General features: G+C 73.6%; 15 protein-coding genes. 5 read left to right on the top strand and 10 right to left on the bottom strand.

Annotation, left to right across the window (positions count from 1 at the left end):
- Positions 1-351: 351 nt before the first annotated feature.
- The 3 genes from OG553_RS14450 to OG553_RS14440 form a co-directional block, all read right to left on the bottom strand.
- Positions 352-483 carry a hypothetical protein gene (locus OG553_RS14450; protein WP_405979379.1) on the bottom strand — a complete coding sequence of 44 codons (132 nt, stop codon included), beginning with the start codon at positions 481-483 and terminating at the stop codon, positions 352-354.
- Positions 484-657: 174 nt separating this feature from the next.
- Positions 658-1,185, bottom strand: a complete 528-nt coding sequence (locus OG553_RS14445) for a hypothetical protein (RefSeq protein WP_405979378.1) — start codon at positions 1,183-1,185, stop codon at positions 658-660.
- Positions 1,186-1,461: 276 nt separating this feature from the next.
- Entirely contained in the window at positions 1,462-2,388 is a 927-nt protein-coding gene (locus tag OG553_RS14440) for a cyclase family protein (protein WP_405979377.1), read from the bottom strand.
- 88 nt (positions 2,389-2,476) lie between these two features.
- Between OG553_RS14440 and OG553_RS14435 the strand changes: the two genes are divergently transcribed.
- From OG553_RS14435 to OG553_RS14425, 3 genes are read left to right on the top strand one after another with little or no spacing between them, the layout of a single operon-like run.
- Complete coding sequence (locus OG553_RS14435) at positions 2,477-3,388, top strand: SDR family oxidoreductase (protein WP_405979376.1); 912 nt, start codon at positions 2,477-2,479, stop codon at positions 3,386-3,388.
- 14 nt (positions 3,389-3,402) lie between these two features.
- Entirely contained in the window at positions 3,403-4,599 is a 1,197-nt protein-coding gene (locus OG553_RS14430) for an acyl-CoA dehydrogenase family protein (protein ID WP_405979375.1), read from the top strand.
- A complete protein-coding gene (locus tag OG553_RS14425; RefSeq protein WP_405979374.1) occupies positions 4,596-5,663 on the top strand; it encodes a Zn-dependent alcohol dehydrogenase in 1,068 nt (355 codons plus the stop codon). The genes OG553_RS14430 and OG553_RS14425 overlap by 4 nt, the downstream gene beginning before the upstream one ends.
- A 27-nt stretch (positions 5,664-5,690) precedes the next feature.
- On the opposite strand, the gene OG553_RS14420 is transcribed toward OG553_RS14425, so the two are convergent.
- Together OG553_RS14420 and OG553_RS14415 are read right to left on the bottom strand one after the other, a co-directional pair.
- Positions 5,691-6,536: a hypothetical protein gene (locus tag OG553_RS14420; RefSeq protein ID WP_405979373.1), complete on the bottom strand. Its 846-nt coding sequence runs from the start codon at positions 6,534-6,536 to the stop codon at positions 5,691-5,693.
- 115 nt (positions 6,537-6,651) lie between these two features.
- Positions 6,652-7,266 (bottom strand): flavin reductase family protein, encoded by a 615-nt coding sequence (locus OG553_RS14415; protein ID WP_405983036.1) that lies wholly within the window; start codon positions 7,264-7,266, stop codon positions 6,652-6,654.
- Positions 7,267-7,385: 119 nt separating this feature from the next.
- Between OG553_RS14415 and OG553_RS14410 the strand changes: the two genes are divergently transcribed.
- A complete protein-coding gene (locus OG553_RS14410) occupies positions 7,386-7,949 on the top strand; it encodes a hypothetical protein (protein WP_405979372.1) in 564 nt (187 codons plus the stop codon).
- Between the two features lie 123 nt (positions 7,950-8,072).
- A complete protein-coding gene (locus OG553_RS14405) occupies positions 8,073-8,867 on the top strand; it encodes a VOC family protein (protein WP_405979371.1) in 795 nt (264 codons plus the stop codon).
- A gap of 79 nt (positions 8,868-8,946) precedes the next feature.
- Here the strand turns inward: OG553_RS14405 and OG553_RS14400 are convergent, their stop codons facing one another.
- From OG553_RS14400 to OG553_RS14380, 5 genes are all read right to left on the bottom strand, one after another.
- A complete protein-coding gene (locus tag OG553_RS14400) occupies positions 8,947-11,076 on the bottom strand; it encodes a DUF11 domain-containing protein (protein ID WP_405979370.1) in 2,130 nt (709 codons plus the stop codon).
- 88 nt (positions 11,077-11,164) lie between these two features.
- Complete coding sequence (locus OG553_RS14395; RefSeq protein ID WP_405979369.1) at positions 11,165-13,237, bottom strand: lectin-like domain-containing protein; 2,073 nt, start codon at positions 13,235-13,237, stop codon at positions 11,165-11,167.
- Positions 13,234-14,325, bottom strand: a complete 1,092-nt coding sequence (locus tag OG553_RS14390; protein ID WP_405979368.1) for a DUF11 domain-containing protein — start codon at positions 14,323-14,325, stop codon at positions 13,234-13,236. The genes OG553_RS14395 and OG553_RS14390 overlap by 4 nt, the downstream gene beginning before the upstream one ends.
- A gap of 213 nt (positions 14,326-14,538) precedes the next feature.
- Positions 14,539-15,324 carry an enoyl-CoA hydratase/isomerase family protein gene (locus OG553_RS14385; protein WP_405979367.1) on the bottom strand — a complete coding sequence of 262 codons (786 nt, stop codon included), beginning with the start codon at positions 15,322-15,324 and terminating at the stop codon, positions 14,539-14,541.
- A 557-nt stretch (positions 15,325-15,881) separates the two neighbouring features.
- A complete protein-coding gene (locus OG553_RS14380; RefSeq protein WP_405979366.1) occupies positions 15,882-18,110 on the bottom strand; it encodes an acetate--CoA ligase family protein in 2,229 nt (742 codons plus the stop codon).
- Positions 18,111-18,245 lie beyond the last annotated feature (135 nt).

Raw genomic sequence — 18,245 nt, 5'->3', positions numbered from 1 at the left:
CGAAGGGGTCCACGCGGTGGATGTTGCCCTCCTGGCCGCGGGCTTCGAGTACGTAGCAGTAGCCGCGCGGGTGTCTGGGATCGTCGGCGATGCGCCAGGCGGCGCCGTGGCGGCGGATGATCACGTCCGCGAGGTACGAGACCAGGTCGCAGCGGAACGTGATCCAGTCCGACTGCTCGAACTCGTCGAGCGGGGCCCGGTCCACGTAGTCCTGGAGGGCCGGGATCAGGATCAGCGGGTCGGCCGCGTACGCCTCGGGGGGCACTCCGAGCATGTCGGCGATGCCGCGGGCGTTCGCGTGGTTTCCGTCGCGCCATTCCCGGATGCGGGGGGCCTTGTCGTCCGTGGGCATCAGATCTCGAACTCTCCGAGCCAGGAGCGCTCGAGGAGGTACGGGGACTGGACGTGCGGGGCCGCCTGGCTCCTGACCCGGTCCGCGCTCTCGGGTTTGGGCCGGGCACGGCCTTCCACGATGTCCGTCACGTCTTCCCCCTGTCGCTTGCCGATGCCGAACGGTTGGATCGTACGGCCGGTGTACGTTCCAGCGCTGTCGGCGCCGCCCTTGACCACCACTTGCCCCCTGCGGAGGCGGAAAGGGGGGAGGCCGCCCGGCCCCGCGGGCGGGATCGGGCGGCCTCGTCGGCGGAGCGGAGCGTCTCAGCAGGGGCGGATGTGGAAGACGGGGGTCCAGTTCGCGGTGCCCGTTCCCTTGGCCACGTGCGACCAGCGTTCGCTGCCGTCGTTGTTGTAGAAGCGGGCCCGGGTGCCGGAGGTCTGGTTGTTGTTGAACGTGCCGTTGCCGACGCCGTTGAAGTCGTAGTAGCCGCAGCGGTAGTAGTCGTAGTTGTTGCCGTTGCCGTCCGTGATGCACAGGTGGCCGTTGTTACAGGCCAGCGCCGTGTCCGGGGAGGCGAGGTCGCGGGTCTCGGTCTGGCCCGGGGCGCGCAGGACCACGTTGCCGCCGGCGGTGGACAGCTTGTTCGCGGAGACCTGGCGGGCCCCGGGCTCGGTGGCGAGTAACGCGTCCACCTGCTGCTGGAGTTCGGTCGTCTGCGCGGCCGTGAGGCCGGCGGCGCGGGTCTGCTGGGAGAAGGCGGCGGTCGTCGAGGCTTCGGCGGTCAGTACCGGGCCCGCGATCAGGGCCGCGGTGGCGGTCATCGTCGCGAGGATCTTGCGCGGTGACATGGGTGTTCCCCTTCTTCTGCTTCGGCAGCCGTGCGGTCGCCGCTCGTGACGGCGGCCGCCGAGTCGCGGGACTCATCGTTCCGAAGTCGCGTCTGGGTATGAAGGGGGGATTCGGCCTGGTTGCAGCTCTTTTGTGGATAACACGGGTGCGGCTCAGTCCCACGTGGCACAGGGGTATCCGAGCAGGTGTGTGGTCAATGCATCGTCTTCGCTGGCCGGGCCGGGTCCGTTCGAATCCGCGGACCCGGACCGGCAGGTGTGGCGCGATGGGAGGGGTCAGAGCACCGCCACCGGGGACACCGGGGTGCCGGTGCCGCCTACGAAGGGTTCCGGCATCGCCGACAGGAGGAAGGAGTAGCGGCCGGCTTCCGCACAGGCTGTGGACAGTTCCTCCAGGTTCCAGTTCTGGCCCTGGTGCATGCCCATCTCCACCAGGTCCAGCGCGTGCACCGGCAGCCACAGGTTCTCGATCTCCGGCGGGAAGATCTCGAAGGTCAGGGTGTCGTTCGCGACGGCCGCCACGTCCCGGGCGTGGAACCACTGGGGGGTGTGGACCGACAGGCCGGGGGACGGGAAGCCGTAGCCGTGCTTGTCGCCCGCCAGGTAGGCCTGGATCTGGCCGGTGCGGACGAGTACGACGTCCCCCGCGCGGACCGTGACGCGGCCGAACTCCTGCGCCTCCGCCAGGTCCCCGGGGGTGACCGCGTGGTCCCCCGGGAGCCGGTCCAGGCCCTTGGCGCGGGCCACGTCCAGCAGGACCCCGCGCGAGACGATGTGCCGGGCCTTGTCGATGCCGCTGAACTCGGCGCGCCCGTGCGCGGTGATCGTCGAGGCCGGGCGGCCGTTGTAGATGCGGCCCGAGTGCGAGACGTGCGTGAGGGCGTCCCAGTGGGTGGCCGACTGGAGGCCCATCGTCACGGCGTCGTCGGAGCACGCCACCGTGCCCGGCCCGAAGAGCTCCTGGTTGATCTGGACCATCGTGTGGAGGGGGTTGACCCGGCCCGGGATGAGGCCCGCCTGGACGCCGTCCTCCTTGAGGGGGAGGGCCAGGGGGATCCGGCGGCCGGTGCGGATCTCGGCCGCGGCCGCGCGCACCACCTCGTCGGTGATCAGGTTCAGGGTGCCGATCTCGTCGTCGGCGCCCCAGCGGCCCCAGTTGTTGATCCGCTTGGCGATCTCGTGGAACTCGGGAGGGAGGGTCACCGGCCATCAGCTCCTAGGGCTTGTGTGAAGGGATCTGACTGGTCATAGAATCTAACGGTCCGTCAGAAAACACGGGAAGGGGTCGGCCGTGGGGAACTTCTTGGCAGGAAAGGTGGTCGCCGTCACCGGCGCGGGCCGGGGCATCGGCCGGGCGGTGGCGCTCGCCGCCGCCGCCGAGGGCGCCAAGGTCGTCGTCAACGACTACGGGGTCGGGATCGAGGGCGGCGAGCCCACCAGCGAGATCGCGCAGAACGTGGTCAAGGAGATCCAGGCCGCGGGCGGCGAGGCCGTCGCCGTCGCCGACGACATCTCCACCATGGCCGGCGGCCAGCGCATCGTGGACACCGCCCTCGCCGAGTACGGGCGCGTCGACGGCGTCGTCTGCGTGGCGGGCATCCTGCGCGAGCGGATGCTGTTCAACATGTCCGAGGAGGAGTGGGACCCCGTCGTCGCCACACACCTGAAGGGGACCTTCACCGTGTTCCGGGCCGCCTCCGCCGTCATGCGGCGGCAGGGCTCCGGGACCCTCATCGGGTTCACCAGCGGGAACCACACCGGATCCGTCGCCCAGGCCAACTACAGCGCGGCCAAGGGCGGGATCATCTCCCTCGTCCGCAGCGCCGCCCTCGGCCTCAACAAGTACGGGGTCACCGCCAACGCCGTCGCGCCCGTCGCCCGGACCCGGATGTCCGCCAACGTGCCGATGGAGCTCAAGGAGATCGGCGACCCCGAGGACGTCGCCGCGCTCGTCACGTACCTGCTCAGCGACCGTGCCAGGGCCGAGAACATCACCGGGCAGGTCTACACGATCGCCGGCCCCAAGATCGCCGTCTGGGCCCAGCCGCGCGAGCTCCGCGCCGGCTACGCCGAGGGCGCCTGGACCCCCGAGAAGATCGCCGACTTCCTCCCGGGGACCGTCGGCACCGACCCGATGCCGATGCTCGCCCAGCTCGAAGCCATGGCCAAGGCCGCCGCCGCCAAGGACCGGCCCAACGCCTAGAAGGGGGCAACGGCGTGGACTTCAGCTTCGGGGCCGAGGACGGGGAACTGCGCGCCCGGGCTCGCGCGTGGCTCACCGGGCACCTCGTCGGCCCGTACGCGCAGGCCGTCGGCCTCGGCGGACCGGGCAGCGAGCACGAAGGGGTCGGGGCCCGCCGCGACTGGGAACGCGAACTCGGACGCGGCGGCTGGATCGGCCAGGGCTGGCAGGAGGAGGGCTACGGCAACCGGCGGCTCTCCCTCACCGGGCAGGTGGTGTGGGCCGAGGAGTACGCGGCCTTGCGCGCCCCCGCCCGGGTCGGCCACATCGGGGAGAACCTCCTCGCCCCCACCCTGATCGCCTACGGCAGCCGCGAGCAGAAGGACCGCTACCTGCCCGCCATCGCCCGCGGCGAGGAACTGTGGTGCCAGGGCTACAGCGAGCCCGGCGCCGGTTCCGACCTCGCCGGGGTGCGCACCACCGCTGTCCGGGACACGGCCGACGGGCTGCCGCGCGTCACCGGGCAGAAGATCTGGACCTCCCTGGCCCGCGAGGCCGACTGGTGCTTCGTCCTGGCCCGCACCGAAGCCGGCTCCCGCCGCCACCGGGGGCTGTCCTTCCTCCTCGTACGCATGGACCAGCCCGGCCGCGTCGAGGTCCGCCCGATCCGGCAGATGTCCGGGACGGCCGACTTCAACGAGGTCTTCTTCGACGGGGCCGTCGCACAGGAGGTCGTCGGCGGCGAGGGCAACGGCTGGGCCGTCGCCATGGGCCTGCTCGCCCTCGAACGCGGCGTCTCCACCCTCGTCCAGCAGATCGGCTTCGCCGCCGAACTGGAACGGGTGGTCAAGGCGTACGCGGCCTCGGGCGCCCCGGACCCGGTCCTGCGCGAACGCCTCGTACGGCAGTGGGCGGAGCTGCGCACCATGCGCTGGAACGCCCTGCGGACCCTGGGCGGCGCGGCCGGGGACCCCGGCGCGCCCAGCGTGGCGAAGCTGCTGTGGGGCGGCTGGCACCGGCGGCTCGGCGAACTGGCCGTCCAGGTGCGCGGCGCGGTCGCGTCGGCCGGGCCGGGGCTCTGGGCGCAGGGGGACCCGTACGAACTCGGACTCGACGAGGAACAGCGCCTCTTCCTGTTCACCCGGGCCGACACGATCTACGGCGGCTCGGACGAGATCCAGCGGAACATCATCGCCGAGCGGGTGCTCGGCCTGCCTAAGGAGCCCAGGTGAGAGGCGTCGTTTTCGACGGCAAGCAGGCCCAGGTGGTCGCGGATCTGGAGATCCGGGACCCGGGGCCGGGGGAGGTGCTGGTCGCGATAGCGGCGGCCGGGCTGTGCCACAGCGACCTGTCGGTGATCGACGGGACGATCCCGTTCCCGCCGCCGGTGGTCCTCGGGCACGAGGGCGCCGGCGTGGTCGAGGCGGTGGGGGCCGGGGTGACGCACGTGGCGCCCGGTGACCACGTGTCCCTGTCGACCCTCGCCAACTGCGGGGCCTGCGCGGACTGCGACCGGGGCCGGCCGACGATGTGCCGCAAGGCGATCGGGATGCCGGACCGGCCCTTCTCGCGGGCCGGGCAGCCGCTGTTCCAGTTCGCCTCGAACTCGGCGTTCGCGGAGCGGACCCTGGTCAAGGCCGTGCAGGCGGTGAAGATCCCGGACGGCGTCCCGCTGACCTCGGCCGCGCTGATCGGCTGCGGGGTGCTCACCGGCGTGGGCGCGGTCCTGAACCGGGCCAGGGTGGGCCTCGGGGAGACCGTCGTGGTCATCGGCACCGGCGGGATCGGGCTCAACGTCATCCAGGGCGCCCGGATCGCGGGCGCGTCGGCCATCGTCGCGGTGGATGCGAACCCGGCGAAGGAGGCGGTGGCCCGGCAGTTCGGCGCCACCCACTTCGTGGACGCCTCGGCCGTCGCCGACACCTCGGCGGCGGTCCGGGAGATCCTGCCGACGGGCGCGGACCACGCCTTCGAGTGCGTGGGCAACGTGAAGCTGATCCGGCAGGCCGTCGACCTCCTCGACCGGCACGGGCAGGCGGTGCTGCTCGGGGTGCCGGGCTTCAAGGAGGAGGCGTCCTTCCTGGTGTCCTCCGTGTACCTGGACAAGACGATCATGGGCTGCCGGTACGGGTCCTCGCGCCCGCAGCGGGACATCGCGCTCTACGCCGAGCTGTACCGGCAGGGGAAGCTGCTGCTGGACGAGCTGGTGACCGAGGTCTACCCGGTGGAGGACTTCGCCAAGGCCGTGGACGACGCCCACCACGGGCGGGTCGCGCGCGGGGTGCTCACCTTCTGAGCCGGGTGGCAGGGGTGGCCCGCCGCACTACGCGCGGCGGGCCGTCCAGGCCAGCGCCAGCGCGGGCGCGGGGAGGGCGAGCAGGGCCCAGAGCCGGGTGGAGCCCGCCACCGGCACCTCCAGCGCCAGTGGGAGCAGCGCGAGGACGCCGAGCAGCAGGATGCCGAGGGCGGGCAGGTGCGTGCCGGCGTCGAAGCGGCGCATCTTCTCCAGGGCCCTCGGTTCGATGTACGACTTGATCGCGGCGCCCGCCATGAAGGGCCACGGGGTGAGGACGACCGCGAGGAACACGGTGATCCACACCTTGCGGTACGAGCGGGCGGGCCGGATCCCCACGCCCGCCTCGGGGTGGGCGGGGGCGAAGTAGACCTCGGCCGTGGTGCCCGGCTCCGGGTACTTTCCGGTGGTCACGCCCTCGACGGCCACGTCCCGGGGGCCGCCGTGGTACGGGACGCTGAGGACCACGTCGGTGGTGTAGGACTCGTCGTCGTCGTCCGTGGCCGGGTGGTGTTCCGGTTCGCCGGTCAGCCGGGCGATCCGGGCCTCGTGGCGGTCGTAGCCGGCCCGCTCCAGCCGCTCGCTGCGCCTGCCCTCCTCGCCGGACCCGGTGAAGCACACGACGAGGGCGGCGAAGGTGGCGACGGGGATCCCGAAGGCGAGCACGATGCGCAGCAGGCGGCCGCGCGGCCGTCCCGGCGGGCGCTTGCGCAGGTCGGCCCGGGGCGGGGTGCGCCGGGCGTGCAGGGAGGCCGCCACCCAGCACACGGCGAACAGGGCGGAGGCGCCGGCCAGGCCGGCCTCCACCGCCAGCGGCGGGTACGGGCTCACTCCGATGAGGGAGCACAGGACCGCGGCCGCGGCGCTCCCCACCATCAGCCACCCGGTGCTGCTGGTCCACCGGGTTCGCCCCGGCCCGTACGCGTTCCCCACCACGGCCCCCGCCCTGACGTCGACCGCAGGAGGATAACTGCCGTTCAGGGCGAGGGGATCAGTCGGCCAGGCGGGCGAAGCGGCCCTTGTGGAAGAGGAGCGGGTCGCCCTCGCCGGCGGCGCCCATGGCCTCGACCCGGCCGACCACGATGAGGTGGTCCCCGCCGGTGTGCACGGCGTGGATCCGGCAGTCGATCCAGGCCGGTACGTCGTCCAGCTGCGGGGAGCCGGTCGCGGGGGCGGGCCGGTGGGGGACCCCGGCGAACTTGTCGGCGCCGCTGACGGCGAAGCCCCGGCACAGCTCGCCCTGTTCGGCCCCGAGGATGTTGACGCAGAACACCCCGGCGCGGGCGATCCGCGGCCAGGTGGTCGACGTGCGGGCCACCATGAAGGTGACCAGGGGCGGGTCCAGGGAGAGCGAGGCGAAGGACTGGCAGGCGAAGCCGGCCGGGCCCTCCTCGCCCTCGGCGGGCGGGGCGGTGATGACCGTGACCCCGCTCGCGAAGTTGCCCAGTACGGCCCGGAACTCGGCGGGGCTGACGGGCGCGCGCTCGTCCTCGCCGACGGCCCGGAGGTCGGGGCGGGGCAGAGCGTCGACGTGTCCGGCCGAGGTGGGGGAGCCGGCTGACCTGAGGTATCGGACGACGGTGGCCGCCATCCCTGCGTGTCCCATCACCCTGCCGATTGAAGCTGACGGTGCGTCAGATGTGAAGAGGCGTGCGGGCGGGGCCCGGGCCGGGTGTAGGGTGCGAGCGTATTGAACACGTTCAAGCGTGGGGTGGGTGGGGCGTGATGGCGTACGCGATACGGGTGCGCGGGCAGGTGCCGCAGGTCCGCGAGCCGGCGAGCGTGTGGAACCGCGAGCTGCCCGGGGCCCTGGCCCTCGCGGCCGGACAGCCGCTGCTGCTGGTGGCGGTCTCCGTCTTCTTCTCCCTCCGGCAGTCGCACTACGAGTCAGCCAGCGGCGGGGCCTTCGGCCTCATGGTCCTGCTCTGCGTGGCCCCCCTGCTGTTCCCGCTGCTGGGGCTGCTCCACACCGCGCTGTTCGCCCTGCCCGTCACCGCCGCCGCCCGGGCCCTCGGCCGGCGCACCCGCCTGCCCGCACCGGTCCTGGCCGTCCTGCTGGGCGCCGCCCTCGCGGCCCTCTACGCCGTCGAGGGATGGCGGCGCGGGCTGCCCTTCGGGGCGACCTGGGCGTGGGTCGCGGGGCTCGCGGTTCTGCCGGTCGCCGGGGCGCTGTACGCGCGGGCGCGGGACACGGGCCCGGCTCGGACGCTGGCGCGGGGCGCGGCCGTGACCACGGGCCTCCTGCTGGTGCTGCTGCTCTTCGGCACCGGGTTCCTCATCGCGGGCTGAGGACCGGCCTGGCACCCCCCGAACGGGTGAATCCGTCCGGGCCCGGGCGGGCGTGGGCCGTGCGTGTGGGCGGGGGTGGGCATGGTGGCCAGCGACCGTGTCGCCCCACCCGCTGGAGGACCCATGCTCGGCACCGCCTTCCGTACCGGATCGCCCAACTGGCTCGACCTCGGCAGCCCCGACACCGAGGCGGCCGCCGCCTTCTACGCGTCGGTCTTCGGCTGGGAGTACGTCTCCGCCGGGCCCGAGGCGGGCGGGTACGGGTTCTTCCGGCTCGGCGGGAAGACCGTGGCCGCCCTCGGCCCGCTCACCGAGAAGGGCGCGGCATCGGCGTGGATGGTGCACTTCCAGAGCGCCGACATGCAGGCCACCGCGGCGGCCGTGGTCGCCGGGGGCGGACTGGTGCGGATGGATCCCACGGACGTCATGGGCGAGGGCTGGCTGGCCCAGTTCACCGACCCGCAGGGCGCCCAGTTCGCCTCCTGGCAGCCCGGCAAGACCGGCGGGCTGGAGGTGGCCTCCGAGGTGAACACCTTGGTGTGGGCGGAGCTCCACGTACCGGACCCGGTCGCCGCGATCCGCTTCTACGCCGGGGTGTTCGGCTGGCGGTACGTGGAGATGGAGGTGCCCGGAATGACGTACCGGGTGCTGAGCATCGGCGAGGGGGACCAGGAGGACGGGTCCTTCGGCGGGGTCGCCCCGCAGGGCGAGGGCGCGGGCGGCGCCTCGACGATGGTGCCGCGCTGGGTGCCGTACTTCCAGGTCGCGGACGTCGACGCCACCGTGACGGCGGTCGAGGGGAACGGCGGCGCGGTGCTGATGCCGGCCGCCGACGTGCCCGACGTCGGCCGGATCGCCTGGGCCTCCGACCCGGCCGGGGCCGTGTTCGCGCTGCTCAAGCCCAACCCCCGCGGCTAGCCGCCGACGGGGTCCGGCCGGCGGGGCGTGCGCCCCGCCGGCCGGACCCGTGCACGGAATGGTTCTTACGGAGCGGTCCTCACGGAGTGGTCTTGCCCACCTCCAGGTCGGCCGTCGGCTCCTTGACCGTGCCCGCGGGCGGGCCGGCCGCCGCGCTGGTGTTGTTGGCCGGACGCGGGTCGGCGGTCAGGGAGTCCACCGTCGCCGTGTTGCCGATGTCCGAGCCGTTGCCGGTGTACGCCGGGTCCAGCTTCACCTTGATGACCCAGGTCACCGAGGCGCCCGGGGCCAGGTGGGCCAGCGGGCCGCAGGTGACGGTGCGGCCCGAGACGCAGGTCGCGTCACCCGAGACGAAGCTCAGCGCCGTCGGCAGGGTGTCGGTGACGGTGACCTGGTCGGCCTGCGAGGGGCCGTTGTTCGTGACCGTCAGGGAGTAGTCGAAGGTCTCGCCCGGGGCGATGGCGGCGGTCTGCACCGCCCGCTTCGCGATGGCCAGGTCGGCCGAGGGCTCCGCCACGTGACCGCCGGGGACGGTCGCGGTGCCCTTGTCGTTCTCCGACGCCGGGTCGATGTTGTCGGCCGTGACCTCGGCGGTGTTCTTCAGGTCGGAGCCCGTGCCCTTGTAGCCGGGGTCGATCTTCACCGTCAGCAGGTACTCGACGGTCTCGCCGACCTTCAGCGGGGCCGTCCGCCTGCAGGACACCAGACGCCCGGCGGCGGTGCAGCCGGACGGCGTGGAGGACACGTACGACAGGCCCTCGGGCAGGTTGTCCGTGAGCTTCACGTTGAACGCGTCCGCCGACGGGCCGTAGTTGCTGACCCGGATCCGGTAGTCGAAGGTCTCGCCCGGGACCGGCGGCCTGGTGCCGACGGCCTCCTTGCGCACTCCGAGGTCCGCGGTCGGCTTGTTGACGCGGCTGCCGGGCAGGCCGGCGGGGCTGCTCGTGTTGTTCTCCGGCTTGGGGTCCTTGGTCCGCGCGGTGGAGGTCGCCGTGTTGCGGATGTCGGAGCCGTCCCCGGTGTAGTTGCTGTCCAGGCGGACCGTGAACCGCCACGTCCGGGACGCCCCCGGCTCCAGCACGGCCTGCGGGCCGCAGGTGACCGTGCCGTCCGTGGCCCGGCAGCCGTCGGCCGGGGGCGAGGACACGAAGGCCAGCTGGGACGGCAGCTTGTCGGTGACCGTGGTGTCCACCGCGCGCGACGGGCCGTCGTTGGTCGTCGTCACCACGTACTCGAAGGTCTGGCCGGGGGCGATCACCGTGTCGTTCGCGGTGCGCTTCGTCGTCCACACGTCGGCCTGCGGTTCGGTCACCCCGCCCGGCGGCAGCACCGGCTGCGAGGTGTTGTCGGCGGGCTCGGGGTCCTTCGACGCGGAGGTCGAGGTGGCCGTGTTGCGCAGGTTCTCGCCGTCACCGGAGTAGGCCGCGTCCAGCTTCACCTTGAACGTCCACACCACGTCCCCGCCGGGGATCATCCGGGCCAGCGGGCCGCAGGTGACCGTCCGGCCGGACGCCGAGCACGGGTCGGCGGAGGAGACGAACGTCAGCCCGTCGGGCAGGGAGTCCGTCACCGTCACGTTGCGCGCGTCCGAGGGGCCCTTGTTGGAGGTGCGGATCTCGTACTCGAACTCCTGGCCCGGCACCGTCGGACCGGCCCCCAGCGGGGTCTTCACGGTCGCCAGGTCCGACACCGGGTCGAACGGCCCGGGCGGCAGCACCGGGTCGGGCTTGTTGTTGCCCGGGTCCGGGTCGGTGGCGTCCGACTTGCCGGAGGCGCTGTTGCCGAGGTCGGAGCCGTTGCCCTGGTACGAGGCGCTCAGCCGGGCGTGGAAGCGCCAGCTGCGGCTCTGCCCGGCCGCCAGCTGCGGTTCGGGCCCGCAGGTGACGGTCTGGCCGGTGGCCGTGCAGCCGTCGGAGGAGTCGACGAAGGTGATCCCGTCGGGCAGCCGGTCGGTGGCCGTCACGTTCCGGGCGACCGACGGGCCCTTGTTCCGCGCGGTGAGGGTGTAGGTGATCAGGTCACCGGGGGCCTTGGCCGCCCGGGCCACCGCCAGGTGGGTGGTCACCTCGGCCGGGGCGAGCCGTGCGGTCGCGGGCTGGGCGGCCCTGGGCTGTGCGGTCGCGGGGGCCGGGGCGGCCCACAGTGCGGCCGCGCAGAGCAGCGGGGCCAGGGCCCGCGCCACCGACCGCCGGCCTGGGGTCGTCGTCATCGCGCATCGTTCCGTTTCGTGCGTGAGAGACCGTACAGAGCGCTGTACGGGAGTTCGGGGGGTTGCGGGGGCTGCGGGGGTACGGGGATCAGCCCGCGCGTACGTGCTTGGACAGCTCGATGTCGGCGGTCGGCGGGCCGGTCCGGCCGCCCGGGGGACCGGCCGAGCCGCTGTTGTCCCGGGGGTTCGGGTCGGCGGTGTCCGACACGGCGGTCGCGGTGTTGCGCAGGGCCGTGCCGTCGCCCGCGAACGCCGGGTCGACCCGCACCGTGAACGTCCAGGAGCGGCTGCCGCCCGGGTCCACGGCCGGCTCCGTCCCGCAGGTCACGTCCTGCCCGGAGGCGGTGCAGCCGTCGCCGGACACGAACGCCAGGCCCGTCGGCAGCGGATCGGTGACCCGTACCCTCCGGGCCACCGAGGGGCCCGCGTTGCGCACGGTCACCGTGTACGTGAAGGTCTCCCCGGGTGCGACCGGCGTACGGTCCTGCGCCGCCTTGGCGAGCGACAGGTCGGCCCGCGGCGGGGCGAGCCCGCCGGGCGGGCCGGCCGCCGCGCTGGTGTTGTTCTCCGGCCGCGGGTCGGGCAGGCCCTGGCGGACCGACGCCACGTTGCCGAGGTCGCTGCCGTCGCCCGTGTACGCCGGGTCCAGCCGTACGCGCACCGTCCACGAGGCGCTCGTACCGGCGTTGACGGGCCCCCGGGGCGGACAGGACAGCCGCTGCCCGGTGGCCGTGCAGCCGCTGGACGAGGACACGAACCGCAGCTGGTCGGGCAGGGTGTCGGACATCAGCACCGTCTGCGTGTGCGAGGGCCCCAGGTTCCGGACGGTGATCCGGTACTCGAACTCCTCGCCCGGGGCCACCGGCCCGGCCCCGAGGCCCTCCTTCTCGGCGGCGATGTCCGCGCGGGCCGTGACGGTGACGTCGGAGGCGGTGGAGGTGTTGTCGGCCGGGTTGGTGTCCGTGCGGTCGGCCGGGGCCGTGACCGTCGCCGTGTTGGAGACGGTGCTGGACTGGGCGGGCGCGTTTCCGGTGATCGTGTAGGTGACGGAGCCGCCGCGTCTGAGGTCGGCCCTGGTGTCGAGGGCGTTGCCGCTGCCGGAGGCCGTGCCGCAGGTGCCGCCGGTGCCCGCCCGGCAGGTCCAGGTGACGTCGGTGAGGCCGGGCACGGTGTCGCGTACGACGGCGCCCGTCACGTCGTTGGCCTGGCTGTTGGAGACGGTGACCGTGTACGTCACCGGGTCGCCGGCCGGCACCGTCGACTGCTGGGTCGACTTCACCACCTTCAGGTCGGCGGGCACGTTGATCGTCAGGTCGTCGATCTCGTGGATGTTCGTCGCGCCGCCGGTACCGGCCGAGAAGCCCACCTTGAGGGTGGAGGGGAGGGCGGGCTGGTTGGCGATGGTGGTGACGTCGTAGTCGCTGATCAGCTGGGTGAGGGCGGTGTCCGGGCCGCTGTCCGACCACACCGACAGCAGCAGCTTGCTGCCACTGGGGAGCAGGGAGACGCGTACGCGGCGTTCCTTGGCGCGGCTGCCGGTCTCGACGGTCGAGCCGGGGCCGTCGGCGGCGGTGGCGTAGCGGTAGCCGGTGGTGCCGCTGCCGCCGCCGCGCACCACGATCTTGTTGGACTGGGCGCCGGGGCCGCCGTTGCCGACGGAGTTGGAGGAGAAGTTGCCGAACTCGTCGAGGCCGATGCCGAGGTACGCGCCGGGCACGCCGGAGGTGGTGCAGCGGTTGGCCACGCCCGAGCAGGCGTAGCCGAGGCTGCCGCCGGAGGGGCCCACGCCGTCGGCGGCGGAGCCGTCGGTGAGGTAGAAGGACAGGCCGTCGCCGCGCTTGTTCTCGAACGCGGTGCCGCCGTAGGCGGCGTAGCGGAACTCGGCGACGATGCCGAGGTTGGTGGAGAAGGTGTCCTTCATCTTCCAGGTGCCGGCCTGGCTGTTGCTCGCGGACGTCAGCCGCAGCCAGCCGCCGCCGGTGGGGTAGGAGGCGTTGCCGCTGGTGGTGCCGAGGTTGGTGGAGCTGTCGAAGGGCTCGTTCACGGGGAAGGCCAGGGCCGCGCGGGGGCGCGGCGGGGCCTCGGCCGGGGCGGCGGCCGTGAGCGCGGCCGTGCAGAGCAGGGCGGCGGCGGCCGTGAGCCACCGGGCGGCGGCCCTCACCGGCGGCGGAGGCGCGCGGCGGCGCGGAGGGCGGTGCCGCAGGCGAGGAGGGCGGCGGAGGCCCAGGCGAGCCCGCGGGGGAGGCGGGTGCCGCAGTCGGCGAGCTCGCCGGCCGGGGCGGGGCGTTCCGCGTGGACCTGGTGGTCGGGTCGGTCGGGGGCGGGCCCGCCGTGTTCCCCGTCGTGGTCGTGGTGGTCCGGCTTCCGGGGGTGGTCGTGGTGGTCGTCGTGCTGCGGCCGGGTGTCGCGCACCAGGCACAGCCGACCGCCGTCGGGGCCGGTGGTGCCCGGGGGGTTGGCGTTGTCGGACGGGTCCGGGTCGCGCACGGCGGAGGTGACGCGGGCGGTGTTCTCGATCGGGGTGCAGCGCCCGCCCGGGGGATTCGCCCGGTCCTCGTCCCCGGTCAGGGCGCGCACGGTGAGGCGGAACTCCGCCGTCTCCCCGGCCGGGAGCCGGTCGAGCGCGGGACACCGTACGAGGGGCTCCTCGCCCGGGGCGGACGCGCAGTCGTCGGGGGAGGACAGCAGGGCCAGCCCGGCCGGGAGCCGGTCGGTGACCGCGACCTGGCGGGCGGTCGCGGGGCCCGCGTTGTGCACCGAGATCAGGTACGTGAACTTCTCGCCCGGCCGTACGTCCTTGCGGCCCTTGGCGAGCACGGCCGTCTTGGAGAGGGAGAGGTCGGCCAGGCGGGCGCTGGGCGGGAGGACGAGGCCGGTGAGGGAGGTGGAGTTGTTCGCGGGGTGGGGGTCGGTGGTGGCGGCGTCGACGAGGGCCTCGTTGACGATGTCCTCGCCCTCGCCCCGGTAGCCGGGCGCGAGCCGCACCGTGACCACCCAGGTGTGGGAGGCGCCGACGGCGAGGGCGGGGAGGGGGCCGCAGGTGACGGTGCGGCCGGCCGCCGTGCAGCCGTCGCGGGAGGCCAGGAACTCCAGCGCGGCGGGGAGGCGGTCGGTGACGGTGACCCGGCGGGCGGTGGAGGGGCCGTGGTTGGTCACCGTCACGAGGTAGTCGTACGTCTCGGTCGCGCGGGTCGCCCGCTGCGGGCGTACGGCGGCCGTGACGGTCAGGTCGGCGGGTTCCTCCGGCACGGGTGAGGCCCCCGCACGGGCGGGGGCCGCGGACAGGAACACGGAGGCCGCCGCCGCGCACAGTGCGGACAGGGTGGACAGTGCGCGCGGCAGGCGGGTTTTCGCTCGCCAGGTAGGACCCATGCGGTCAGCTATTCACATGAACGGGGCGTCAGGAGTTCTATCGGTTGATCACTGCTGCCTCACGGGTGATCGATTTCAGTCGTTCGGAGGTCAGCGGCCCAGGTACTTCGGGGTGCGGCGCTCCACGAAGCTCGCCACGCCCTCGTTCGCGTCGGCGGTGGTCATGTTGATCTCCTGGGCGGTGGCCTCGGCGGCCAGCGCGGTGGCCCGGTCGCCGTCCAGGGAGACGTTGACCAGCTGCTTCGTGAGCGCGAGGGCGCGGGTGGGGCCCTGCGCGAGCCGTTCGGCCCACTCGCGGGCGGCGGCCTCCAGCCCGTCGGCGGGGACCACCTTGTTGACCAGCCCGAGCCGGGCCGCCTCCGCGGCGGGGACGGCGTCGCCGAAGAACATCAGCTCCTTGGCCTTCTGGGGGCCGAGGAGGCGGGGCAGGAGGTAGGCGCCGGCGCCGTCGGGGACGAGGCCGCGGCGGACGAACACCTCGATGAAGCGGGCGGTCTCGGAGGCGATGACGAGGTCGCAGGCGAGGGCGAGGTGGGCGCCGATGCCGGCGGCGGTGCCGTTGACGGCGGCGATGACGGGCTTCTCGCAGTCGAGGACCGCGGTGATCAGGCGCTGCGCGCCGAGCCGGATCATGCGGGCCACGTCGCCGGCGACGCGCTCGCCGGTGGTGTTCCCTCCCCGGAGGTCGGCGCCGGCGCAGAAGCCCTTGCCGGTGGCGGTGACGACGACGGCGCGGACGCCGGGGTCGCCGGAGGCGGCGTCGAGCAGCGAGATGACGCGCTCGCGCTGGTCCCAGGTGAGGGCGTTCATGGCGTCGGGTCGGTTGAGGGTGATCCAGCTGACGCCGGCGTCCGTGCGGTGCAGGATCTCGTCCATGGCTGACTGCTCCTGTTCGGGGTGCGGGTGGTTGTGGGGTGGGGTGGGTGCGGGTGTTCGGCCGCTGCGCGGGGCCGTCCCCTACCCGCCCTTCACCCGTTCTCGCCTCAGTCGCCGGCGCGGCTCGGGGATGGTCCGGCGCTGCGCGCCGGTGCGGCTCAAGACACGGCGCTACCGCGCCCGCGCCTCAATCGCCGGCGGGGCTGGAAGTGCGCTCCGCGCACTCCAGCCCCGCCGGGTGCTGCCCGCCGGGTGCTGCCCGCCGGGTGCTGCCCGCCGGGTGCTGCCCGCCGGGTGCTGCCCGCCGGGTAATTCCAGCCCCGCCGGCGGTTGAGGCGCTGGGGGTCCCCCCCAGCGGTAGCTGGGGGAGGGTCTGGGGGCGGAGCCCCCAGGGGGTCCGGGGCGCAGCCCCGGGGAACGGGCGAAGGGCGGGTAGGGGAACTTGCCCGCGCAGCGGCCGGACACCCGCGGGCGGCGTACGGCCTCCGCCGGGGCTCGCGGCCCGCGCGGCGGCGCACCCCGCGGCCCCGCCGGACGGCGCGGCGCACCCCGAGACCTCAGCGGCACACCGCAAGGGCGTCCAGGGCCACCGCCCCCTGGCCGCGGGGGAGGACCATCAGGGGGTTGATGTCCAGTTCCGAGAGGTCGTCGCCCAGTTCGAGGGCCATCCGCTGGACCCGCAGGACGACCTCCACCAGTGCGTCCACGTCCGCCGGGGGTGCGCCCCGTACGCCGTCCAGCAGTGCGGCGCCGCGCAGTTCGCGGAGCATCGTGCGGGCCTGGTCCTCCCCGAAGGGGGGTACGCGGACCGCCGCGTCGCGCAGGACCTCCACCAGGACGCCGCCGAGGCCGACGGTGACGGTGGGGCCGAAGAGGGGGTCCTGGGTGACGCCGACGACCATCTCGACGCCGCGTTCGATCATCTGGCAGACCAGGATCCCGTCCAGCGGGACGTTCTCGTAGCGGGCGATGTCCGTCAGGTCGCGGTACGCGTCGCGGATCTGGCTGGCCGAGGTGAGGCCGACCTTGACCAGGCCGAGTTCGGTCTTGTGGGCCAGCTGGGGGCCCGAGGCCTTCATGACCACCGGGTACCCGACCAGGCCCGCCGCGCGGACGGCCGCCGCCGCGCTGGTCACCAGCTGCTCGCGCGGTACGCGGATGCCGTACGCCCGCAGCAGCTGCTTGGCGGCGTGTTCGCTGAGCTGCTGGCCGGGCCGCATCAGGGCCCGCGCCTTGCGGTGGGAGGGGGACGGGGTGCGGGGGGCGTCGGCGAAGGGGGAGCGGTATGAGGCGGTGAAGCGGTGGTGTTCGAGGTAGGCGCGGACGGCGGTGATGCAGTTGCCGAAGGTGCGGAAGGTGGCCACGCGGGAGGAGCCGAGGAGGGTGGTGCGGTAGGCCTCCTCGGTGCCGACGGGGGAGCCCCAGATGACGCAGACCAGCTTGTCGGTGGCTTCGGCGGCGTCGACGAGGTCCTGCGCGAGCTTGTCGCTCATCGGGGGGAAGGGGCCGGTGATCGGACAGATCAGGACGCCGACGGAGGGGTCGGCGAGGATCGCGTCGATGATCTTGCGGCCGCGCCAGTCGCCGACCGGGTGGCCGCCGTTGTCGACGGGGTTGGCGACGTTGAGGTAGGAGGGGATCCACTGGTGGAGCTCGGCCTGTTTGGAGTCCGAGAGGGTGGGGAGGGTGAGCCCGGCCTCGGTGGCGAGGTCGGAGAAGTGGGCGCCGGTGCCGCCGGAGATGGAGTACACGACGACCCCGTCGGCCCGCGGCGGCCTGGCCCGGGCCAGGAGGGCGGCGGTGTCCTGGAGTTCGTCGAGCCCGTCGACGCGGATGACCCCGAACTGCCGCATGGCGGCGTCCACGACGGTGTCGGCGCCGGTGAGCTTCCCGGTGTGGGAGGCGGCCATGCGGGCGCCGGTCTCGGTGCGGCCGACCTTGACGGCGACGACGGGGACCTTGTTGCGGGCGGCGCGGTCGGCGGCGAGCAGGAAGGCGCGGCCGTCCTTGAGGCCTTCGACGTAGCAGGCGATGGCCCCGACCTCGGGCCGCTCGGCGAAGTACGAGATGAAGTCGGAGGTCTCCAGGTCGGCCTCGTTGCCGGTCGGCGCCCAGTGGGAGAGGCGGATGCCCAGCTCCTGGAGGGTGTAGACGGGCCGGCCCTGGTGCCCGGACTGGGTGATGAGGGCGATGGCGGGGCCGTCGAGGTCGTCCCGGAACCTCTCGAAGGCGTTGAGGTTGGTGTTCGGGCCGAGCAGCCGCAGCCCGGAGCGGCGTACGGCGGCGGCCAGGCGGGCCTGGGCGGCGGCGCCCTCGTCGCCGGTCTCGGCGAAGCCGGAGGCGAAGGCGACGGCGAACTTGACCTTGGTGTCGGCCAGTTCCTCGATGACCGGGAGCGGGTCCGCGACGAGGAGCACGGCGAGGTCGACCTGTTCGGGCAGCTCGGCCACGGAGGCGTGGCAGGGCAGTCCGAAGACGGCGGTGCGGGTCGGGTGCACGGGGTGGACGCGGGCGCCGACGCGTTCGGCCCAGGCGATGAGCTGCCGGGTGATGCCGGTGTTGGGCCTCCCCTCGGCGTCGGAGGCGCCGATGACCGCCACGGACTCGGGCCGGAAGAACCGGTCGAGGTCGGGCACGTCGGAGTGCAGGGGCCGTCCGCTGACGTCCAGGGCGTCCGAGTCCTCGGGTGTCGCCGTGGAGTGGACGGCCGTCCTGGGGGTCTCCCCGCAGGCCTCGACGCGTGCGCGGAAGTCGGTGGTCAGGGTGCCGTGAGTAGATCCAAGCATCGCTTCGCCCGCCCTGCTCGAAGAGTCCATAGCTGACGCGTAGTCAGATTACTGAACTGACGCGCCGTCAGGAACAGGGATGCGCAGGAAAGGTGGTGGAGGTGGTGTGCTTGAACGGTGTCAGAGGCGTTCGCT

Origin of the sequence: Streptomyces sp. NBC_00158 (genome assembly GCF_045160885.1) — a bacterium.
In the GTDB taxonomy this organism is placed as follows: Bacteria; Actinomycetota; Actinomycetes; order Streptomycetales; family Streptomycetaceae; genus Streptomyces.
Note: the sequence above shows the minus strand (reverse complement) of the source record. Positions and strands in the feature narration are given on the sequence as shown.

What these genes read in the sequence shown, in the direction of transcription:
- OG553_RS14445 (WP_405979378.1), bottom strand. Translation starts at nt 1,185, where the DNA reads ATGTCACCGCGCAAGATCCTCGCGACGATGACCGCCACCGCGGCCCTG.
- OG553_RS14420 (WP_405979373.1), bottom strand. Translation starts at nt 6,536, where the DNA reads ATGGTGGGGAGCGCCGCGGCCGCGGTCCTGTGCTCCCTCATCGGAGTG.
- OG553_RS14415 (WP_405983036.1), bottom strand. Translation starts at nt 7,266, where the DNA reads ATGGGACACGCAGGGATGGCGGCCACCGTCGTCCGATACCTCAGGTCA.
- OG553_RS14410 (WP_405979372.1), top strand. Translation starts at nt 7,386, where the DNA reads ATGGCGTACGCGATACGGGTGCGCGGGCAGGTGCCGCAGGTCCGCGAG.
- OG553_RS14405 (WP_405979371.1), top strand. Translation starts at nt 8,073, where the DNA reads ATGCTCGGCACCGCCTTCCGTACCGGATCGCCCAACTGGCTCGACCTC.
- OG553_RS14400 (WP_405979370.1), bottom strand. Translation starts at nt 11,076, where the DNA reads ATGACGACGACCCCAGGCCGGCGGTCGGTGGCGCGGGCCCTGGCCCCG.
- OG553_RS14385 (WP_405979367.1), bottom strand. Translation starts at nt 15,324, where the DNA reads ATGGACGAGATCCTGCACCGCACGGACGCCGGCGTCAGCTGGATCACC.
- OG553_RS14380 (WP_405979366.1), bottom strand. Translation starts at nt 18,110, where the DNA reads ATGCTTGGATCTACTCACGGCACCCTGACCACCGACTTCCGCGCACGC.